Origin of the sequence: Acinetobacter harbinensis (genome assembly GCF_000816495.1) — a bacterium.
In the GTDB taxonomy this organism is placed as follows: domain Bacteria; phylum Pseudomonadota; class Gammaproteobacteria; order Pseudomonadales; family Moraxellaceae; genus Acinetobacter; species Acinetobacter harbinensis.
Genome location: NZ_JXBK01000001.1, coordinates 1775448 through 1792033 on the forward strand (window position 1 = coordinate 1775448; position 16586 = coordinate 1792033).

At 38.1% G+C, this 16586-nt stretch carries 29 protein-coding genes; 16 read left to right on the forward strand and 13 right to left on the reverse strand.

What is annotated here, in order from left to right:
* Positions 1-215: 215 nt before the first annotated feature.
* The 11 genes from SE27_RS14185 to SE27_RS08310 form a co-directional block, all read right to left on the reverse strand.
* Positions 216-341: a hypothetical protein gene (locus SE27_RS14185; protein WP_264673629.1), complete on the reverse strand. Its 126-nt coding sequence runs from the start codon at positions 339-341 to the stop codon at positions 216-218.
* A gap of 227 nt (positions 342-568) precedes the next feature.
* Complete coding sequence (locus SE27_RS08270; RefSeq protein ID WP_039622493.1) at positions 569-1084, reverse strand: hypothetical protein; 516 nt, start codon at positions 1082-1084, stop codon at positions 569-571.
* Between the two features lie 9 nt (positions 1085-1093).
* On the reverse strand, positions 1094-1396 hold the full coding sequence (locus SE27_RS08275; protein WP_039622494.1) for a hypothetical protein: 303 nt from the start codon (positions 1394-1396) through the stop codon (positions 1094-1096).
* Complete coding sequence (locus tag SE27_RS08280) at positions 1393-1797, reverse strand: PDDEXK family nuclease (protein WP_039622496.1); 405 nt, start codon at positions 1795-1797, stop codon at positions 1393-1395. The genes SE27_RS08275 and SE27_RS08280 overlap by 4 nt, the downstream gene beginning before the upstream one ends.
* On the reverse strand, positions 1797-2084 hold the full coding sequence (locus SE27_RS08285; protein ID WP_052251719.1) for a hypothetical protein: 288 nt from the start codon (positions 2082-2084) through the stop codon (positions 1797-1799). Before SE27_RS08285 ends, SE27_RS08280 begins: the two co-directional genes overlap by 1 nt.
* The gene (locus SE27_RS08290) at positions 2071-2358 is read right to left on the reverse strand and encodes a helix-turn-helix domain-containing protein (protein WP_039622498.1); all 288 of its coding nucleotides are present in this window, start codon (positions 2356-2358) and stop codon (positions 2071-2073) included. The genes SE27_RS08285 and SE27_RS08290 overlap by 14 nt, the downstream gene beginning before the upstream one ends.
* On the reverse strand, positions 2355-3689 hold the full coding sequence (locus tag SE27_RS08295; protein ID WP_039622500.1) for a replicative DNA helicase: 1335 nt from the start codon (positions 3687-3689) through the stop codon (positions 2355-2357). Before SE27_RS08295 ends, SE27_RS08290 begins: the two co-directional genes overlap by 4 nt.
* Positions 3689-4516, reverse strand: a complete 828-nt coding sequence (locus tag SE27_RS08300; protein ID WP_039622502.1) for a hypothetical protein — start codon at positions 4514-4516, stop codon at positions 3689-3691. Before SE27_RS08300 ends, SE27_RS08295 begins: the two co-directional genes overlap by 1 nt.
* Complete coding sequence (locus SE27_RS13840) at positions 4513-4728, reverse strand: hypothetical protein (RefSeq protein WP_148308927.1); 216 nt, start codon at positions 4726-4728, stop codon at positions 4513-4515. The genes SE27_RS08300 and SE27_RS13840 overlap by 4 nt, the downstream gene beginning before the upstream one ends.
* Before the next feature lie 45 nt (positions 4729-4773).
* Positions 4774-5049, reverse strand: coding sequence for a hypothetical protein (locus SE27_RS08305; protein WP_039622504.1), 276 nt, complete (start codon positions 5047-5049; stop codon positions 4774-4776).
* Positions 5050-5057: 8 nt separating this feature from the next.
* Positions 5058-5258 (reverse strand): helix-turn-helix domain-containing protein, encoded by a 201-nt coding sequence (locus SE27_RS08310; RefSeq protein WP_039622506.1) that lies wholly within the window; start codon positions 5256-5258, stop codon positions 5058-5060.
* Between the two features lie 110 nt (positions 5259-5368).
* On the opposite strand from SE27_RS08310, the gene SE27_RS08315 reads away from it, so the two are divergent.
* The 16 genes from SE27_RS08315 to SE27_RS08390 all read left to right on the forward strand — a co-directional run bounded on the left by SE27_RS08315 (position 5369) and on the right by SE27_RS08390 (position 14867).
* Positions 5369-6028: a LexA family protein gene (locus SE27_RS08315; RefSeq protein ID WP_039622508.1), complete on the forward strand. Its 660-nt coding sequence runs from the start codon at positions 5369-5371 to the stop codon at positions 6026-6028.
* A gap of 105 nt (positions 6029-6133) precedes the next feature.
* On the forward strand, positions 6134-6433 hold the full coding sequence (locus SE27_RS08320) for a hypothetical protein (protein ID WP_039622510.1): 300 nt from the start codon (positions 6134-6136) through the stop codon (positions 6431-6433).
* Positions 6434-6494: 61 nt separating this feature from the next.
* Positions 6495-6833, forward strand: coding sequence for a hypothetical protein (locus SE27_RS08325; protein ID WP_052251720.1), 339 nt, complete (start codon positions 6495-6497; stop codon positions 6831-6833).
* Between the two features lie 336 nt (positions 6834-7169).
* Complete coding sequence (locus tag SE27_RS08330) at positions 7170-8900, forward strand: AAA family ATPase (protein WP_039622512.1); 1731 nt, start codon at positions 7170-7172, stop codon at positions 8898-8900.
* Between the two features lie 9 nt (positions 8901-8909).
* Positions 8910-9773 carry a DNA adenine methylase gene (locus SE27_RS08335; RefSeq protein ID WP_039622514.1) on the forward strand — a complete coding sequence of 288 codons (864 nt, stop codon included), beginning with the start codon at positions 8910-8912 and terminating at the stop codon, positions 9771-9773.
* 95 nt (positions 9774-9868) lie between these two features.
* Positions 9869-10204: a hypothetical protein gene (locus tag SE27_RS08340; protein WP_039622516.1), complete on the forward strand. Its 336-nt coding sequence runs from the start codon at positions 9869-9871 to the stop codon at positions 10202-10204.
* A 506-nt stretch (positions 10205-10710) separates the two neighbouring features.
* Positions 10711-10995, forward strand: coding sequence for a hypothetical protein (locus tag SE27_RS08345; RefSeq protein ID WP_039622517.1), 285 nt, complete (start codon positions 10711-10713; stop codon positions 10993-10995).
* A complete protein-coding gene (locus tag SE27_RS08350) occupies positions 10995-11324 on the forward strand; it encodes a hypothetical protein (protein ID WP_039622519.1) in 330 nt (109 codons plus the stop codon). Before SE27_RS08345 ends, SE27_RS08350 begins: the two co-directional genes overlap by 1 nt.
* 11 nt (positions 11325-11335) lie before the next feature.
* The gene (locus SE27_RS08355; RefSeq protein WP_039622520.1) at positions 11336-12463 is read left to right on the forward strand and encodes an ATP-binding protein; all 1128 of its coding nucleotides are present in this window, start codon (positions 11336-11338) and stop codon (positions 12461-12463) included.
* Positions 12464-12593: 130 nt separating this feature from the next.
* On the forward strand, positions 12594-12839 hold the full coding sequence (locus SE27_RS08360) for a hypothetical protein (RefSeq protein ID WP_039622522.1): 246 nt from the start codon (positions 12594-12596) through the stop codon (positions 12837-12839).
* Entirely contained in the window at positions 12833-13255 is a 423-nt protein-coding gene (locus SE27_RS08365; RefSeq protein WP_039622524.1) for a hypothetical protein, read from the forward strand. The genes SE27_RS08360 and SE27_RS08365 overlap by 7 nt, the downstream gene beginning before the upstream one ends.
* Entirely contained in the window at positions 13252-13443 is a 192-nt protein-coding gene (locus tag SE27_RS08370; RefSeq protein WP_455549979.1) for a hypothetical protein, read from the forward strand. Before SE27_RS08365 ends, SE27_RS08370 begins: the two co-directional genes overlap by 4 nt.
* Entirely contained in the window at positions 13443-13913 is a 471-nt protein-coding gene (locus SE27_RS14145) for a hypothetical protein (protein ID WP_227504634.1), read from the forward strand. Before SE27_RS08370 ends, SE27_RS14145 begins: the two co-directional genes overlap by 1 nt.
* Positions 13914-13918: 5 nt before the next feature.
* Positions 13919-14125, forward strand: a complete 207-nt coding sequence (locus SE27_RS08380) for a hypothetical protein (RefSeq protein WP_039622526.1) — start codon at positions 13919-13921, stop codon at positions 14123-14125.
* Positions 14122-14604: a TRM11 family methyltransferase gene (locus SE27_RS08385; RefSeq protein ID WP_039622528.1), complete on the forward strand. Its 483-nt coding sequence runs from the start codon at positions 14122-14124 to the stop codon at positions 14602-14604. The genes SE27_RS08380 and SE27_RS08385 overlap by 4 nt, the downstream gene beginning before the upstream one ends.
* Positions 14601-14867, forward strand: coding sequence for a helix-turn-helix domain-containing protein (locus SE27_RS08390; RefSeq protein ID WP_039622530.1), 267 nt, complete (start codon positions 14601-14603; stop codon positions 14865-14867). The genes SE27_RS08385 and SE27_RS08390 overlap by 4 nt, the downstream gene beginning before the upstream one ends.
* On the opposite strand, the gene SE27_RS08395 is transcribed toward SE27_RS08390, so the two are convergent.
* Positions 14864-16069, reverse strand: a complete 1206-nt coding sequence (locus tag SE27_RS08395; RefSeq protein WP_039622532.1) for a tyrosine-type recombinase/integrase — start codon at positions 16067-16069, stop codon at positions 14864-14866. The genes SE27_RS08390 and SE27_RS08395 overlap by 4 nt on opposite strands.
* A 152-nt stretch (positions 16070-16221) precedes the next feature.
* Positions 16222-16586: translocation/assembly module TamB domain-containing protein (locus SE27_RS14470; RefSeq protein ID WP_455549980.1), on the reverse strand; the 365-nt coding region annotated here is incomplete at its 5' end.

A 16586-nucleotide genomic window follows, 5' to 3' on the forward strand; every position in this document is an offset into this window, starting at 1 on the left:
CTATTATTCTGTTTAGTGATGTTTAATTTAAGTTACTATTTGTGTGATAGATTGAGAGAAAATGCAATATATTTCACTAATTAAAAATAGAAAATGATCCAGTTCTCTTTTTTAATTGCTTAACTCCACCAGTTTAAAAGTATCGAATTCAATCCAATTAAAGAGCACTTACCAAAAAGAGTGCCTAAGCACTCTGTATCATTAAAAAATTTAAGTTATTTATCTTTATCCATTGAATGAGGTGATGTTGAGCCATCCTGCTTGTTTGTATCTGTATCTCTTTTCTGACAAGCAGTTAAACCAACCATTACAACCAAACTCAAAATCGCAAATATTTTCATGATGCGTTCACACTGGCTAAAAATTAAACTTATCAAAATATAGTTATTTCAATGTTTGTTTTATGAAACAAAAAAGCCCATCTTTCGATGAGCTTCTGTTTTTTCCAAACTATGCGCTTCCTACGCACTTTATCTGTCTTTCCAGATTGTCAAGTTGCTACCGCACATAGTGAATTACTGTAACTTCGTCCACTATAGCAGAAATATGCCATACCCCGTATATACAGTCAAGCACATTCATCAACCAATATTTTTTTAGTGAATTTATCAAAAGTAAAATGAGGATAACGAGATTTTATAAATGCCAAGCCGCATTTAATGTCTTGCTGTATTTGTGCAACATACGTGTCACTGCTTGCGGCAATATCACGAATCGAATTATTCATCACATAATGTGACCAGATTGCGCTAATCCATTCCTCTACAATCTCATCATCAATAGACTGAATATCCAAAAACAACTTATGAATTGCACGCGCTTCATTGTTATCAAGTTGGCAACACGTACCCTGGCGTTTAATGCATAAGCGATCCACAAGCTCATCATCCCCCATATACATCGCCATGAGTTCTTCACGCTGCTTTTGAGTGATACGCTTGGTCGGCATTGTCTTTACAATGCGAGTCATTGTTTCGTTATCCCCATTAATCCAAGCCCCAAGCTGACGCGACCAGTCTTCAAAACTGAATTTAGACCAATCAACCGCCTGCATAATATGTTGTACCTTCATCATTGCATTCATCCCAATCCCCTAATTATCTAATTGCACTTCGCGCATTTCTATTGTGTAAAAATCACCTTCATACATGGTGATATCGAACTTCTTGCCAGTTCTTTCAAAAAATTCTTTATTCAATTGCTCACATAGTTTTACTGTCCAAGAAAACTCATCATCAGTTTGGGTGTGGATATATTCGGGAGTTTTGCTTTTAATCTCTTTAGCAATATTAAGGACAAATAATGCCCTCTCCTTACTCAAACAGCGAAAGAATGCATGGAAGCCTTCTTCATACTTATCAAAGGTGCCAACCTCATAAATAACCTTGCCACTCATCCCTTAATCACCCCTTCAATCTGCTGAATCGCTAAACCTGATATCACTTGTTCTGTACTAAATCGTATTACCCGGTAACCCATCACCGTTGCTGCATTGTATTTTTCCATATCCCCCAAATACCCCTTGCCCCTCGTATGCCTCCCTCCACTCCAAATCCCACCTTCCACTTCAACCAAAATCATTTTTTCTACCAGGTGGAAGTCGGCTCTCCATTTCCGCTTTGGATGAAACTTAAATTCTTGCTCAAATTCGATTTTGAGCGCCTTAAGCTGTATGACTAACTCAGACTCACCGACACTCTCAATTTTCGTGCTACGGCGCTTACGATTTGATTTAGTAACGTTCTTTCGACTATTACCATAAAGTTTTTTATATTCAGCAATCGAGATGCTGGTCATTAGTTATCAGTTCCAATCAAGGCTCGCTGCATTGCTTTAAGAGTTAATTCAGGATCATTTTTGTTGAACATGAAATACTCACAAACAAGGCTACTTGCTAACTCATTGCGCTCTTTATATTGCTTTGCTTGTTTGCTATAAGTGTTACGCTCCCGATCAATCACGGTGTTAAATGCGATTAACTCTGTATGTTCTCGCTGAAGCTCAGCTAAAGTCATACTTAAGAAATCCCCATCTTTAAGCAGCATTTCAACTTCTTTAGGATTGCCAATTTCAATTGTTTTCATGACTTACCCCAAATAGTTGTTTTGCTTTTTCGGTAGCTTTAAGACTTACAGGTCTCTTACTATTGGTTTCTAAATATCCTTCAGTAATCAATTGACGTACAAGGGTTCCAGTGGCAGAACTGCTAATGCCGATCCATCCCTGAACATCTTTCATGCTTGCTCGGCCACGCTTGCTGATAATGTTTTTCAATACAAGAATCATTCGCTCGCCATGCTTGACTGAGTGATTAGATCGGCACCAATCCATGGTTTTATTATTGTTTTGATCCTTCACACCCCACCCCCTAAACCTTGTTCTATTCCAACGAAACGGCAGACTTCAAGGCGATTCATAACGCGAGTTGAGCCTTTTTTACCATGACGATTTTTAGCAATAATTAATTCCGAAGTTCCTAATGGTTCTTCGCTGTTATCAACAAGCTCAGGATGTACAAGGATGATTTGATCTGCGTCTTGTTCAATCTGGCCAGACTCTTTTAAATCTGAAGCTCTTGGCTTACGTCCGGTCTTCACGTTTTCACGATTCAACTGAGCCAATACAATCATCGGCACACCAAACTCTTTGGCCATAGACTTGAGTTCACGAGAAATTGAAGCCACTTCTTGTAATCGGTCTTTATGGCGCGGATCTTTAACCAACCCTAAGTAGTCCACCACCACAAAACCAAGATCAGGAAATTTACGTTTTGCTTTGCGAATGTATGTGCGGATCTCACTGATCGTCGGCATCTGTTTTTCTTCAATAATGATTGGCAAACGTCGGATAATTTCACTGGCAGCAGTAAAGTCCGGCATAAAACCGTCATACATGATTCCGCGATGAATATTTTCAAAAGGAATTGAGCCGTAAGCGCTGATTAAGCGACTCACCAGAGTTTCTTTATCCATTTCAGCCGAAATAAAGAGTCCTGATTTTTTATAACGAATGGTATTGGTGATGGCGAGGCATTGGGCCAAAGTTGATTTACCAGAACCCTCACGACCTGCAATCACGCAAAAGTGATTAGGCTCAATTGACCCAATGTAATCATCAAGAGATTTGATACCAAAACGAACACCGTGACAGCTTTCGCTTTCGTAGTTGCGCTGAGATTTTTCAATCATGATTTTGATTAAATCGTCTACCGCTTCATCAGTGGTGAATGTAGTCTTTTTCTTTTCTTGATTAACACCTTGTTTGGCAAGCAATGCCTCTGCTTCATTGAACACATCTGAAACATTTAAGTCATTTGCAACCTCAAGCATGCGCTGACCAATGGTTTCAACTTGGCGATGGTCAGAGATACGGTTTAGCTCTGAAACATAGAATTCAAGGTTTTGAGCATCGCTGAATGAATTGGCGTAAATATCCATGAGATATTGTTCGCCACCCATTGAATTGAACGTTTCTAAATCATTTGAAAGATAACCATCAATAAAACCACCTGTGTATGGCTTTCCCTGCTCCGCCAAGGTGCGTATTGCGTTGAAGATGTACTTATGCCGCTCAGCATGGAAAGTACGCTCTGAAATCGAACCTGAAACGGTTTCGAAAGAACCCGAGAAAGTCATCAAAGCTGCAAGAACTGATTTTTCGAATGCAATGTTGTGAATCTTGGTCTGCATTACCACAACTCCTTCGCAGGTTTGTACTCAGTTGGAGTGAGAGCTTGTTTAGGATTTTCTAACTGCTCGATCTCAGCATTGGTCTCTGCCCAGTTCCATGCAGCTTTAAAAGATTCCCATCCACGCAGAACAATAATTTGAAATACGCGCTCATTTGAAAGTTGAGCTTCAATCGCTTGGTTGAAGATGATTTTCAGAGAACGATCAGTAATGGTTTTACGTTTCTTGTTTTTCAGATCAATAAATTCTTGAGCTGTTTTTTCAGATATACCGTTTTCCATCATGAATTTTTTAGCAGAGAATTTTTTAGGTTGCTCGGGTGCGGATGCGCCTAAATTAATATCTGTTGTATTCTCTGTTGTATTCTCTGTAATAGATTGCAGGTTTCCCGCAGCACTGCTTGCAGGTTTTCCGCAGCCTAGTTGGTAGGTTTCCTGCATACTAGATTGCAGGTTTTCCGCATACTGTGAAGAATCAAGGGTTTCAGAGTATTCGATCAATGCTTTATAAAGCTTTTCGCGCTCAACCTTGAAGTAAATTTTACAAGGCACGCCCTTTTTAATTTCAGTCAAAAAACCAAGCTCTTTGAGTCTTTTTCGAGCAGTTTCTTGCTCTGTTCTGGTCAGTCCAGTTTCTAGCGTCCAATCGTGTTGGGTTTTATAAATCAACCCATCATTGCTCTTGGTTCGTGATGTCCAGTACACCAACTGAGAGAGCATGAGTGCGCCAGTAATTCCGCACCCAATGAACACGTAATGCTTGTTAAATGCGATTGGTTGATCATTCATAGCTTCAATCAATTTGATCATAGGAATGCTCGTATTCATGCTGCATCCCCCATTTTGTGAAAATGTCTATCCAGCACCGCAACAAAATCCACTTTTACCGATGCCGCATAAGAGTCAACTGGTAAAGAATTTTGCTGCAATGATTTTCGGTATTCAGCGCGTTTAATCTCAAGTAATTGAGCAAGTTTTGATTTCATGCTTGCACCTCTTGAGCATTTGACTGTTTTTGTGCTAAATTTGATTTCATTCATGGGTTCCTAATATTTGTGAATAACTAAAAAGCCTGACCTAGACCGTCAGGCTTTTTCTTTGCCTGAATTTCCGCTAATTCCTTCCAATCCCTCTGAATCCCAAACCTCAGTACTAAGATCCCTTATCAACCCTGTTAATCCCAAGCGCTCAAATGATTTTGCTTGTAAATTAAGGACATGCCACTCACCAACGATTTCTTTCTCAATAAGGAAAGCCAAGTAAGAGGCAACATCTTTACCCTTAAGCATTGCGAGTGTTTTTGCTCGCTCATGGATTTCAGGAGACAAACGAACATGCGTAGATTTCTTTTCAAGACTCATAAATTCACCTATGCAATTTGCTGTGGAGAGCAATGCTCTGCCCACAATTTTTCAAGATTTTTACCTTTGTCGTATCCAAGGCGCTTTCCGCATAACCCGTTCTCCAAGTTGCTTACATAGTTTTGTGAGCACTTAACTTCAGCGGCGATTTGGGTTTGTGTTAATCCTTGATTTTTTAAATCAGTGATCATGATCTGCCATTGATTCATTAAAACCTCCTATATTTTGTATAAATATATAGGTTTTCCGATATTTATACAATAGCCAAACCGATTGAAATATGTATCAGAATTCCGATAGTGATAGTTGAGATAGATTTATGAGTACTTTGGGCGAAAACTTAAAAAAAATACGCAGAGCTAAAAAGGTAACTCAGAAGGAATTGGCTCTAAAATCTGGCGTCAAGCAGTCGGTTATTTCCGACCTTGAAACAGGCAATGCGAAGTCCACCGGCTCAATATTGGAGATTGCAAATGCTTTAGGCGTAACTGCTGAGGAATTAAAGAGAGGTGCATTTGATGAAGGCGCTTTGACAAATGCTGTCCCTATTTCTCCGCGTATGGCTCCGGTACTTTCGTGGGTGCAGGCAGGCATATTCACAAATGTTGAATCGGTTGATATGTCGCAGGTCGAGCAATGGCTGCCTTTACCAGATGGTGATTGTGAAAAATGTTTTTATTTAAAGGTTCAAGGCCTAAGTAATTATCCTGACTTCCATGAAGGTGATTACATCCTTGTCGATCCGCTGGTGCAATTTAGCGATATGCGCTCTAGCGACTTGATTGTTGTTCGTAAATTTGAAGATGCAACATTTAAAAAATTGGTCATAGAGACCGATGGCGCTAAATACCTTCAAGCGCTTAACCCTGAATTTAAGCCAAATATCATCCCATTGGATGAGGATTGTATTTTTGTGGGTGAGGTTGTTGACTGTGTGCGCTATGTGTACCGGTCAAAAAGAAGAGTTCGTAAAAGTTAAACTGCGAACCCGACACGAAGAAGAAAATGGAAAGAACTTTAAAGTGATGGGTCGTCAATTTTATAGAGTTGGTTAATTAAAATTTCTTAAAGAAAAGAGAACGTAATGATCGCAATACTTAATAAATCCAAAACTGCTCTAACGATTAATCGTCAAGAATTTAAATTGGCATTAGGTAAAATTAGTGCAGGAATTGATAAGCAAATAGTTGCGCTTAAAAAAGCCAAGCAAAGCTATGACGCTGCGGAAATGGCACGCGAGGCCATTAGTGAAGCAAATATCTTTGAAGCCATTATTGAGGGCTTTAACGAGGCAGAAGGCACTAATCTAAAGCTGACTGACATAACCAATCTTGAAGTGGCACAAGGATGGATAGATGAATTTTTAGAAAAGTATTCGGATTAAGAAGCGGCTAAAGCAAGCAGAAACCGTTATATGCGGCTTAATCACATAATGAGAATGATTCATGAGTAAAAAATACGGTACAGGCTCCAATCACCTTGAGCTAAGTAAATACAATGAGCTAAGCAGTGAAGAGCAAACTGCTATTCATGAAATGCTTATCTCTTATGTGCGTACAAACCATTTCTACAATATCGTCCTGCTCCATGACGGTGATCCTTATGATCTGGTCAAGCTTGTAAGCATTAGCTTCGAGAGTCAAGATGCTGCTATTTGGATTCACTTCGAGACCATAACCTTTGAAAGACTAACCATGCCTCTCGATTTTATTTCAAGAATAGAATTATGTAATCAGCAAGGATTTTTAAATACTACAAACGTGAGACGGCTTGAGTTTATTTAAGTGATGTTCGTATTGTTTCAGATAGCTCAGCTGAATTTCCTGAGATGCAGCTCAACGCCCAAGAGTTTGCGGATCAGAAATTTGAGTTTTAGGCTGGGTTTGGCAAATATCATCAATAGAGAGTTGGTGATTAAAAATGCGAACCCGACGCGGCTTTGATTGACTAAAAATTGGTTGGAAAAGTTATTAGATTGTATTGGGGATAATAATTAATAGCTTGGATTTCTATTAATATCCAAACATTAAAGCGAAATATATTTTACTAAACGAATACCGATTCATTGTAAAATTATTGAGTTGTAGGAAAATTTTTTATTATTTGTGTAGTGGGGAAAAATGAATATTAAGCTTAGATCGATTAAGTTCGGTGCAAATAAATTTCGTAAATTAAAGGCAATTGAAATTGAATTTTCTGAGCGTATTACAGTAATTGGCGGATTAAATGGTATAGGAAAATCTACTATCTTAGGCTTGATTGCAAACTGTAGTGGGATAAGATCGGCCACATACAAAAGTTACTTCGATAGTGTTTTTCAATCAAACTTTCAAGAGCTATTTCATCTTGATGAAGTTGATGATTATAAAGAAGCAATTGAGGAAAAAGCTTACATAGATATAACTTATACATGTGAGGAAAATTTATTTACTAAAAAATGTAGTGTATCAAGGCACTCAGAAACTTCTCCAGATGGAATAATAACCACCAGACTTAAAATAGTACCACGAAGTTTAGATAAAGATTTAGGTGTGCAGTTGAATATTGGTGATTCTGCCAAAGTACCTATTCCTACGATCTATTTAGGTATGAGTAGAATGACTCCTATTGGAGAGTATGAAAAAGATAGAGTTAAAAAAACTAAACACAAAAATTTTGAATCTGGAGATAAAGACTATATCTTTCAACTTTTTAAAAGTGTAGTCAGTTTTGATATAGGTGCCTTAACTGATCCTATTATCGATCATGATTTTAAAGGTTCAAAGAAAAGATCCAAACTTCCAACGTTAAAACATAACACCTTATCAATTTCACTTGGTCAAGATTCTTTGAGTAGTATTTTTACTGCTTTAGCATCATTTAAAAAAGTTCAGAGAGAAATGGGGCTAGAATATCCTGGAGGAATTTTAATCATAGATGAATTAGATGCAGGACTTCACCATGTAGCACAATTAAAACTTATCGATTTATTAAAAAAGGAGGCTAGAAAATTAAATATTCAGGTAGTTTTTACTACTCATTCTCTAACTATTTTTAAAAACATACTTAATATACCTGAAAAACAAAAAATTCATGGTGAGATTTTGGATAAGGTTATTTATTTACATAATACACCTGCACCTAAAATTACTCCTAACCCATCATATTTATGGATTAAGAATAATCAATTTTCTCAAAGTAATATTTCTCCTTCCATTACCCCTCCCCCTGAATTGAAAATTTATTTAGAAGATGAGGAAGGTGCTTTTTTTCTTGCAAAGATTTTTTTGTTTAAAAATATTAATGACTATTTTAAAACATTTGGTGTGAATTTAAAAATTATACCATTGAGAGTAAGTTGCACTGCACTAATTAATTTATTTATGGCAGATGAATATTTTAAAAAAGTAATAATTATTCCAGATAATGACATCTTATCTGAAGAGATAAATCGTAAAATTGTAGAGGATAACCACCAATTCTGTCCCTTACCGGGTGGGGTGAAATTTACTTCTTCCACTCCTTCTACCGATCGAAATCCTGAAAAAATTATTTTTAATTTTCTAAATGAAAAAATAACTCATTATGATGAGAACGATCTTTTCTGGGAGAGAATTCTAAAAATTGATAATGGTTCTTATGATTATGATTACATTTATAATTCAGTATTAGTACTTCCAAGCACCGATTCCAAAAACAAACAATTTAAAAAACCTAGAGAACAAATGAAATACTGGTTTAATTTACATAAAAGTTTCATCGAAAATGCTAAAATCATTGAGCTTTGGTGCAATGAGAACGACCTCCATGTGGAGAGTTTCATATCAGACTTTAAACGAAGTATTTCTTTTGTAACCCAAAACGAATTTTAAGGAAAGTACGTGTCCTCATTCTTAACTCCTCTCCGATATCCAGGTGGAAAAGGTAAGTTTGCTCCGTTTGTCAAAGACCTAATGGGAGCAAATCACCTAATGGGTGACTACCTTGAACCATATGCGGGAGGTGCTGGCGTGGCGTTAGATTTATTATTTAGCGGTAATTGTAAAAATATTCATATCAATGATTTTGATGAGGCTATCTTTAACTTTTGGAAGAGCGTAACTCAAGAAACTGAGTGCTTTTTAAAAAAGATTTACAGTACAGATGTAACTATTGATGAGTGGTATAAACAAAAAAAAGTACTTGAAAATCCTAAACAGCATACTTCTCTTGAACATGGTTTTGCTACTTTCTTTCTCAATAGAACCAACCGTTCCGGCATTTTGAAAGGTGGGGTAATTGGAGGGAAAGGTCAATCTGGAGAATATACTTTAGATGCCAGATTTAACAAAGAAAATTTAATGAAACGTATTGAAAAAATTGGAGAGTATCGCGACCGAATTCATGTGTACAATGAAGATGCTTCTGAATTATTGAAAAGAGTTGATCAAATACTTCCTCAAGATTCTCTCATCTATCTGGATCCACCTTACTATGTTAAGGGACAAGGACTTTATCGAAACTTTTACAAACATAGTGATCATGTTCAAATTCGTAAAGCCTTAGATATAGTTAAAACAAAATGGATCGTTTCTTACGATAATTGCCCTGAAATTAAAGATATATATGATGGGTATAAACAAGATGACTATTCTTTAAATTATAGTGCTTATTACAAAATGAAGGGTTCAGAAGTAATGATTTATTGTGATTCTATTAAACCTGTGGATATACCCACTAAACAATTAAGCTTGAATATTGTTTAAAATTCAGCAATTCACCAACCCATCCCAGCGATGGGTTTTCTTTTGTAAATTTCCCTTTATAATTCACTCACCAATAATCAAAATAAAGCCATACAATGAAAACTAAAATTCTAATCACGACCCTGCTTCTTATCATCCTTACTGGCTGTAACAAACAATCAGCATCTGAACCGCACAATACCGCTGTTGCTACTAAGTTTGAGCAATCAGATAAAAAGATTGGCGAGTTCCTAGACCAACTGGACAATCCTGAGACCTCACAAGAGGCTCGTACGCAAATTCTATGCAAAGACTACCCTGCTGAATATAAGAATGAGTATATGCCCGCCTTGTTGCAGCTAGAGCCACATTCATACACACAAGGTAAGTTGCTGGCTGAGCTAAAATCAGCTTTAGATTACTATAAGAATAGATTTGAGATTAAATGCTAAATATATTTTTCTGAAGACCAGCCAATCCCTGTGATGGGTTTTCTTTTACTTCAAATAAATTTCAAGTCCAAGACAGAAGCACACGATGTAGCGAATATAAGAAAGATACCACCCTTTCATCTGATTTAAATTTTAGATCAAATTTCAATCACAAGGTTTTATAGATTAAGTGGTAGACTCATATCAGCATAAGGTTTATCGGAAACCAGCATGGAAAGATATGTAATTGTTGTTATATTAATCATAGTTTTTATCTTACTAGTGGTTTTCTACAATAAGAAAAAATGACTCTTAGTTTTCAACTTCCAACCCATCCCTGTGATGGGTTTTCTTTTGCCTATTAAAACATAAAAATAAAATAATATCGGTTTTTCTATATTTATATCGGTTTCCTATTGACTAATAATATCGGAAATGCGATATTTACCTCGTAGACATTAAAAAGCCCTGACAACTTACTACGGCAATCAGGGCTAGTTATAAACACGAAAGCTTATGAGGTAATTATGAATCAAATCCCATCACATAGTCAAACGCCTGAGTTTGACACTAACAAAAGTCAAACGACTTCTGTTCTGTATCAGCATCCCAAAGCTGAAGAAATGCGCCCAACCTTTAAAGCGAAGGCAGCTGCGGTTTTAAAAGAAGTTACAGCAATCAGCTTGGTTCTCATCACCATCACATCGACAGTACTTACCGTTCGTAGCTGTGCAGATGACGTAGATCATCAACAAGCAATGGCTGTTAAACATCAGCTGCAGTTCCAACCTGTAAATGGAGGAACTCGCTAATGACGACTCCTACTCAAAAGTTTGCTGAATATCTTGATGGCTATGAGAAAAACTGCATGTCTATGCGCCTTGGCCACACTACTTATGTTGAGCAAGGCAAAGATATTTTTGCTGAAAATCGCCAAACAGGTGAACTCGAAAAAGTAACGCTAGAAGAACAAGTTGCTAAACCTTGGATACGTCAGAACTTTGACCGTGAACGTGCTTTTCAACGTCGCAAAGCCTTGGCCATTGGTCTACAAAGCTCACACATTCCATCGTATGAGCGCAAAGCATTTAACCGTGCCAAAGGCTCGCATGGTTGGTCTAACACACGTGGCTGGAACTAAGGGGAAATATCATGGCTTTAAACATCATTCCGGCTGACCAACCGTTATTGGTTCAAGCAATTATCGTTTACCTATATGCAGATCCGGGCTTAGGTAAAACATCCATCGGCTTTACTGGCGACAAAGCAATTTCATTCGACTTTGATAAAGGTTCACATCGTACCGGTGAGCTTCGTCGCGGCGCTGTGGTTCAAGCTAAACAATGGGCCGATGTCGCCAATTTAACGGCAAGTGATCTTGAGCCGTATAACACCATCGTAATCGATACCGTTGGCGCAATGCTTGAAAGCATCAAGACTCATCTTATGCTGAACGCTACCAACAAGCAGAAAGATGGCTCACTCAAATTAAAGGCTCAGGGCTTGGCCAACAATATCTTTAAACAATACGTGAATAGCTTGATTGCTTCCGGCAAAGATGTTGTTTTCATTGCTCATGCATCGGAAGACCAAAGCGGTGATCAAATTGTTTATCGCCCTGATCTTGGTGGTAAAAATCGTAATGAGCTTTATCGAATTGCCGACATTATGGGTTACTTAACCACAGTAACGACTGGTGAAGGTAAAAATGCTCGTCTCATTAGTTTTAGACCTTGCCCTACCCATCATGCAAAAAATGCCGGTGGATTAGGGGGTGATAGTGGTGAAGTTTGGGTGCCAGATCTTAAAACCAACCCGACATTCTTAGCTGATCTAATCAAGCAAGCTAAAGACCATATCAATACCCTTACACCTGACCAGTTAGCAACAATGAAGGCTCAGGAAGACTTACAGAATTGGGAACAAAGCTGTTCTGAGATTCAACATGCGGGTGATTTAAGCCAGCTCACAGAGTCATTAGATAAGACTCATACTTATTATCAGTCTATGCGTCAGATCATGCTTAAAAAAGCCAAAGAGTTAGGTTTCACATTTGATATGAATTCCAGTCGATGGATTAATCCTGCTGAATTTTTTGGTATTACCGATACGCAGCGTGATGAACTGCAAGAGTTACTTGTTCAAGCAAATCTCGATGTTATGACCTTCTGTGAAGATCAAGGAATAGAGAGCCTGATGGTAATTGAAGCTTCAAAATTTAACGATGTTAAAGCCCATATCATCAATATTACCCAAGGCCAAGGGAGAGCAATTGCATGAGCTACTCCTACTCATCAATGACCCGAGTGCTGTTAATTCAGCACAACGGTCGGGAAAAGACGTACAGGAATATTGACCTGTTCGGTATTGAAGAATGCATTAAAGACTTCGTGAATTCATGGAGGAACAGATGATCTTTCGTATTAAGCAAAAGCACAAAGCAGGTTTTAGCTTGTGGCTCGAAATGCTCGGCTATTTTAAAAAAGTGCTCGTAGATGGAAGTATGACTTTTAGTGGTAAAGGCACACGTAAAGCTTTGTCCTACGTGTTTTTGAGTGCTGACTTAAGTGGTAATACCGCATGTCAGGCGCTTTATGAAGAATATCAGCTGCATCTGGTTAGCCCACTAGTTGGATTGAAGGTGACGTTATGTTGAATCATAAAATCAAAGCAGACTACTCAAGTGATATTGAGCAGTTTCTTCAAAATGGTGGTGAGATCAAGTCAGCTGAAAATACAAATAAGGCTGAATTCAATTATTTTGATGCTGACACCGTAGCGAAAAATACAGAGAAGCCGAATAGCCACCAAAACCATGTATTACGTACACGTGCCGAAAAACATGGCTTAAAAAGCTATACACCGGTTGCTTCATGTAAATCATGTCAGACATCTGAGCGATCTGTTCGTTCAAATATCTGTCTTGAATGCGATCGTCGCCGCTTTCGCTTAAAGACAGGCTTAAATGAAAGTAAGTTAGTCCAAGCCGGCGAGTATCTATTGTCAAAAAATACAGAGTTTTTATTCACCAGTGGTGGCAAGAAATACATCCTAAAAGTTGAGATGGCATGATGCAAAAAATAGAAATGCATGAAATCCGTAAATTGCTTATTGCTGTCGAGACCTTGGCTGTACGCCCTGCTCAAGCAGATGAAAAAACTATAGGCGAAGCTATTGGGTATTTTAAAAAATTAGTAGATGAGCGCACTCATGGTGCTATCCAAATTGTAATGTTTGTTGATGGGAAATTGGTGGCGTAATGGATATTAAAAGAATTGAACAACTCCAACCTCAATTTAAAACTTTTAAAGAAAATCTTAAAACAACACAACATCCTGCTACGCGTGAAGCAGTTAGTGCTTTGAGCAACTATAGTCCTGCATTCCAGTATTGGGCATTAATGAAATGCGCACTGGATGATAGTAAAGCTCACGCTCAAAACCTTACGAAAATAATTCGGGATTTAGAGGATCGCATTAATGAACTGCTTGGCCAAGGGTATGAAGTAATGCAAGAGCGTGATGTCTTAAAACAAAAATTGAAGGCAGCTAAATCCCTTACGGTGCCAGAAGGCTTTGTTGTAAGACCAAAGGAACCAAGTGAAGAAATGATTCAAAGAGGCACCAAAGCCAATTCTGAATGCCTTAATGAGAATGCACCATTGGGTGAGCGCTTATATCGCCACCCTGCTATTGAGGTTTACAAAGCCATGATTTCGGAACAGGAGTAAGAATAATGAATATTAAGAAATTAGAACTTGCCAAAGACCTTCTTGAATCTATAGCGGCTCGAATGATTGGTGGTACTGGTACCGAACTGAGTAGCCAAGAAACTGAATTAGTATATGAAGCACTTAATGATTATGTCGTGCGTAATGATGTGCCTGATCTAAGCGTGAAGTTGCCGTTTGAGATTGAATTGAGTTTGGGGGAAGTTTCATGAACGCAAAAACTCTTGATCCTTGCTGCGGATCTCGCATGATGCACTTTGATAATAAAAATCAAAATGTCGTATTTGGTGATATTAGAACTGAAAGCCATATCTTGTGTGATGGCCGTTCGCTTGAAGTGGCACCAGACATTGAAATGGATTTTCGAGATATGCCATTCAATGATGACCAATTTAATTTAGTTGTGTTTGATCCACCCCATTTAGTTAAAGCAGGAAAACAAAGCTGGCTTGCTCTTAAGTATGGGAAATTAAATGAAGACTGGCGTGAAGATATTCGCAAAGGTTTTTCAGAGTGCTTTCGTGTGTTGGCCACCGGTGGGGTTTTAATTTTCAAGTGGAATGAAACGCAAATTAAAGTCAGTGAAGTTTTAGCATTAACGGATCAGAAACCAGTATTTGGCCATCCAAGCGGAAAACGTGCAAATACGCATTGGATCTGTTTTATGAAATTGGATTTGGAGGGGTTATGAAAATTAAGCTTAATGAGATGTCGCAGAAAGATAAAGATTTACGTTTAAATCGCTTCCTTTCTGCATCAGATCAACAGTTATTCCCGCAAGAGGATGTGGCTATTTACCTCTCTTGCTCCATCCACACCTTGCAGCGCTTACGCTGTGTAGGTGGAGGAATACCCTATACAAAAGTTGGTCGTTGTGTGACTTATAAGAAGTTAGATGTTCTGGCTTATCAAGAACGAAACACAGTAATGCATACAGCCCAACTTGCCTGCTAATCGAAGCAGTTGAGCCTACCCTGATACACGGCTTCAATGTCATTCATTGCAAGCCGTAATTTTTTCAATGACACCTGCACATACCCACCAGTCACATCATTTTTAGCACCAGACCTATGGTTTAGTAGTCTCTTTATGGTGTATGGCCCATAGTCCAGATTATTGCAAATAGTCGCAAAAGTTCGTCTTAAATCATGAAGTGAAATGTGAATTCCTGTTTGTTCAGCAATTGTTTTTAGTAGGCCTTGAGCACCTGAAATGTGCTTGGCTTTAGATGCTATGTTGGAGCCCGGAAAGACATATTCATTTCTTATAAGTTCGTAACGCTGCTTAATGATTTCAAATAAATGGTCGCCCATCGGTAGTAAATGATCATCACCATTTTTGGGATCTTTAAATACAAATAATCCTTTCTCGATATCTACATTTTCCCATTTTAATGTTTGGGCTTCATTTCTGCGGCATCCGGTGTACATAATGAATAGAACTAAATCTCTTACTGCATTCTTTGATGCATCATCATATAAAGAGCGTTCAGTAAAATAGTTCAATACCGCGTTATAGAAAACATGGATATTGCTCTCATCCAAATGACGTGTGCGCGACTTGGTTTTATTCCAGCCGCGCTTGGCTGGTATTACATCAATTGGATTATGCTTGAGGATTGGATTGTCATCAGTGGAGCAATGCACCTGTGCAAACCTCCAGATAGATCCAAACATCTTTAAGGTTAGATTTGCCTGAGAAGGACTATATTCAGTTAACTTTATGAATCGATCAAACACGTCCTTTTTGCCAATTTCAAAAATAGGCTTCTCCTTCCAGTCAGACAGGAAAGTATTAATACAGTGATTGTAGGTGGTGACTGAAAGTGGCTTTAGTTTTCTTTGGTTTAGGTATAGATCGAACGCTTGACTAAATGTCATTTCACCATTGAGCGCATCTTTCTTTTTTTCATATATTCCGTTGGCAATATCCGCCAAAATAGCTTGTGCCTTTTTTCTTGCTTCTGCAGCTGTTATCTCATTGGTCTTGCTTAGGGTTACTCTAAAAAGCTTTCCTGCGTGACGACGCTCGATAATATAAGATTTACTTTTTGTTGTTGAGCGAACAGCAAACCCGATCAAATCAGAATCTCGATAGATGGCTTGCCCTTTTTCAGTCAATGCAATAGCATCAACATTAGATTTGTTGAGTTTCATTTTAGGCTTTCATGAGAATTCGACACTTGCATTTTAAGTCTAAAATCACTCAACGGTCTACATATAGTCTACACAGCAAAAATAAAAATAGATAAATACCCGTAAATTAATATAAATAATAATAACTTAAAGATATTTATCTTTTTCTAAAACTAGAAGCGCCAGTTATAGAACACATCGACTGCGCGCTCCAATGATTGACTGGCTTCTAAGTACAAGCGCTTATTGATTTGATAACGCAGTGTTAATTTATTCACTGGTGTAAATACGCCTACACCATAACGAATAAATAAATCTGGTGTGATATAGCCAGTTAAACTGACCTGTGTATCATCCCCAGTGCCTTGCGCATCAAGAGCTAAACCACTCAAACCAAAGGTACGTCCAATTTGATTGGTTAAGGCACGCGTTCCGCCCAAGCCCAAACTAATACCCGCAGCCGCAATGGTATTATTTACATCTGACCTAAAGCCTTCAGTTTGACTCAGCCCACTGGTTCCTTCATTGACTCGTCCGG

What these genes read in the sequence shown, in the direction of transcription:
- SE27_RS08350 (WP_039622519.1), top strand. Translation starts at nt 10,995, where the DNA reads ATGACGACTCCTACTCAAAAGTTTGCTGAATATCTTGATGGCTATGAG.
- SE27_RS08380 (WP_039622526.1), top strand. Translation starts at nt 13,919, where the DNA reads ATGAATATTAAGAAATTAGAACTTGCCAAAGACCTTCTTGAATCTATA.
- SE27_RS08365 (WP_039622524.1), top strand. Translation starts at nt 12,833, where the DNA reads ATGTTGAATCATAAAATCAAAGCAGACTACTCAAGTGATATTGAGCAG.
- SE27_RS14145 (WP_227504634.1), top strand. Translation starts at nt 13,443, where the DNA reads ATGGATATTAAAAGAATTGAACAACTCCAACCTCAATTTAAAACTTTT.
- SE27_RS08330 (WP_039622512.1), top strand. Translation starts at nt 7,170, where the DNA reads ATGAATATTAAGCTTAGATCGATTAAGTTCGGTGCAAATAAATTTCGT.
- SE27_RS08395 (WP_039622532.1), bottom strand. Translation starts at nt 16,069, where the DNA reads ATGAAACTCAACAAATCTAATGTTGATGCTATTGCATTGACTGAAAAA.
- SE27_RS08390 (WP_039622530.1), top strand. Translation starts at nt 14,601, where the DNA reads ATGAAAATTAAGCTTAATGAGATGTCGCAGAAAGATAAAGATTTACGT.
- SE27_RS08270 (WP_039622493.1), bottom strand. Translation starts at nt 1,084, where the DNA reads ATGAATGCAATGATGAAGGTACAACATATTATGCAGGCGGTTGATTGG.
- SE27_RS08360 (WP_039622522.1), top strand. Translation starts at nt 12,594, where the DNA reads ATGATCTTTCGTATTAAGCAAAAGCACAAAGCAGGTTTTAGCTTGTGG.
- SE27_RS08285 (WP_052251719.1), bottom strand. Translation starts at nt 2,084, where the DNA reads ATGAAAACAATTGAAATTGGCAATCCTAAAGAAGTTGAAATGCTGCTT.
- SE27_RS08280 (WP_039622496.1), bottom strand. Translation starts at nt 1,797, where the DNA reads ATGACCAGCATCTCGATTGCTGAATATAAAAAACTTTATGGTAATAGT.
- SE27_RS08275 (WP_039622494.1), bottom strand. Translation starts at nt 1,396, where the DNA reads ATGAGTGGCAAGGTTATTTATGAGGTTGGCACCTTTGATAAGTATGAA.
- SE27_RS08370 (WP_455549979.1), top strand. Translation starts at nt 13,252, where the DNA reads ATGATGCAAAAAATAGAAATGCATGAAATCCGTAAATTGCTTATTGCT.
- SE27_RS13840 (WP_148308927.1), bottom strand. Translation starts at nt 4,728, where the DNA reads ATGAATGAAATCAAATTTAGCACAAAAACAGTCAAATGCTCAAGAGGT.
- SE27_RS14185 (WP_264673629.1), bottom strand. Translation starts at nt 341, where the DNA reads ATGAAAATATTTGCGATTTTGAGTTTGGTTGTAATGGTTGGTTTAACT.
- SE27_RS08305 (WP_039622504.1), bottom strand. Translation starts at nt 5,049, where the DNA reads ATGAGTCTTGAAAAGAAATCTACGCATGTTCGTTTGTCTCCTGAAATC.
- SE27_RS08300 (WP_039622502.1), bottom strand. Translation starts at nt 4,516, where the DNA reads ATGAATACGAGCATTCCTATGATCAAATTGATTGAAGCTATGAATGAT.
- SE27_RS08310 (WP_039622506.1), bottom strand. Translation starts at nt 5,258, where the DNA reads ATGAATCAATGGCAGATCATGATCACTGATTTAAAAAATCAAGGATTA.
- SE27_RS08325 (WP_052251720.1), top strand. Translation starts at nt 6,495, where the DNA reads ATGAGTAAAAAATACGGTACAGGCTCCAATCACCTTGAGCTAAGTAAA.
- SE27_RS08385 (WP_039622528.1), top strand. Translation starts at nt 14,122, where the DNA reads ATGAACGCAAAAACTCTTGATCCTTGCTGCGGATCTCGCATGATGCAC.
- SE27_RS08295 (WP_039622500.1), bottom strand. Translation starts at nt 3,689, where the DNA reads ATGCAGACCAAGATTCACAACATTGCATTCGAAAAATCAGTTCTTGCA.
- SE27_RS08320 (WP_039622510.1), top strand. Translation starts at nt 6,134, where the DNA reads ATGATCGCAATACTTAATAAATCCAAAACTGCTCTAACGATTAATCGT.
- SE27_RS08315 (WP_039622508.1), top strand. Translation starts at nt 5,369, where the DNA reads ATGAGTACTTTGGGCGAAAACTTAAAAAAAATACGCAGAGCTAAAAAG.
- SE27_RS08345 (WP_039622517.1), top strand. Translation starts at nt 10,711, where the DNA reads ATGAATCAAATCCCATCACATAGTCAAACGCCTGAGTTTGACACTAAC.
- SE27_RS08355 (WP_039622520.1), top strand. Translation starts at nt 11,336, where the DNA reads ATGGCTTTAAACATCATTCCGGCTGACCAACCGTTATTGGTTCAAGCA.
- SE27_RS08340 (WP_039622516.1), top strand. Translation starts at nt 9,869, where the DNA reads ATGAAAACTAAAATTCTAATCACGACCCTGCTTCTTATCATCCTTACT.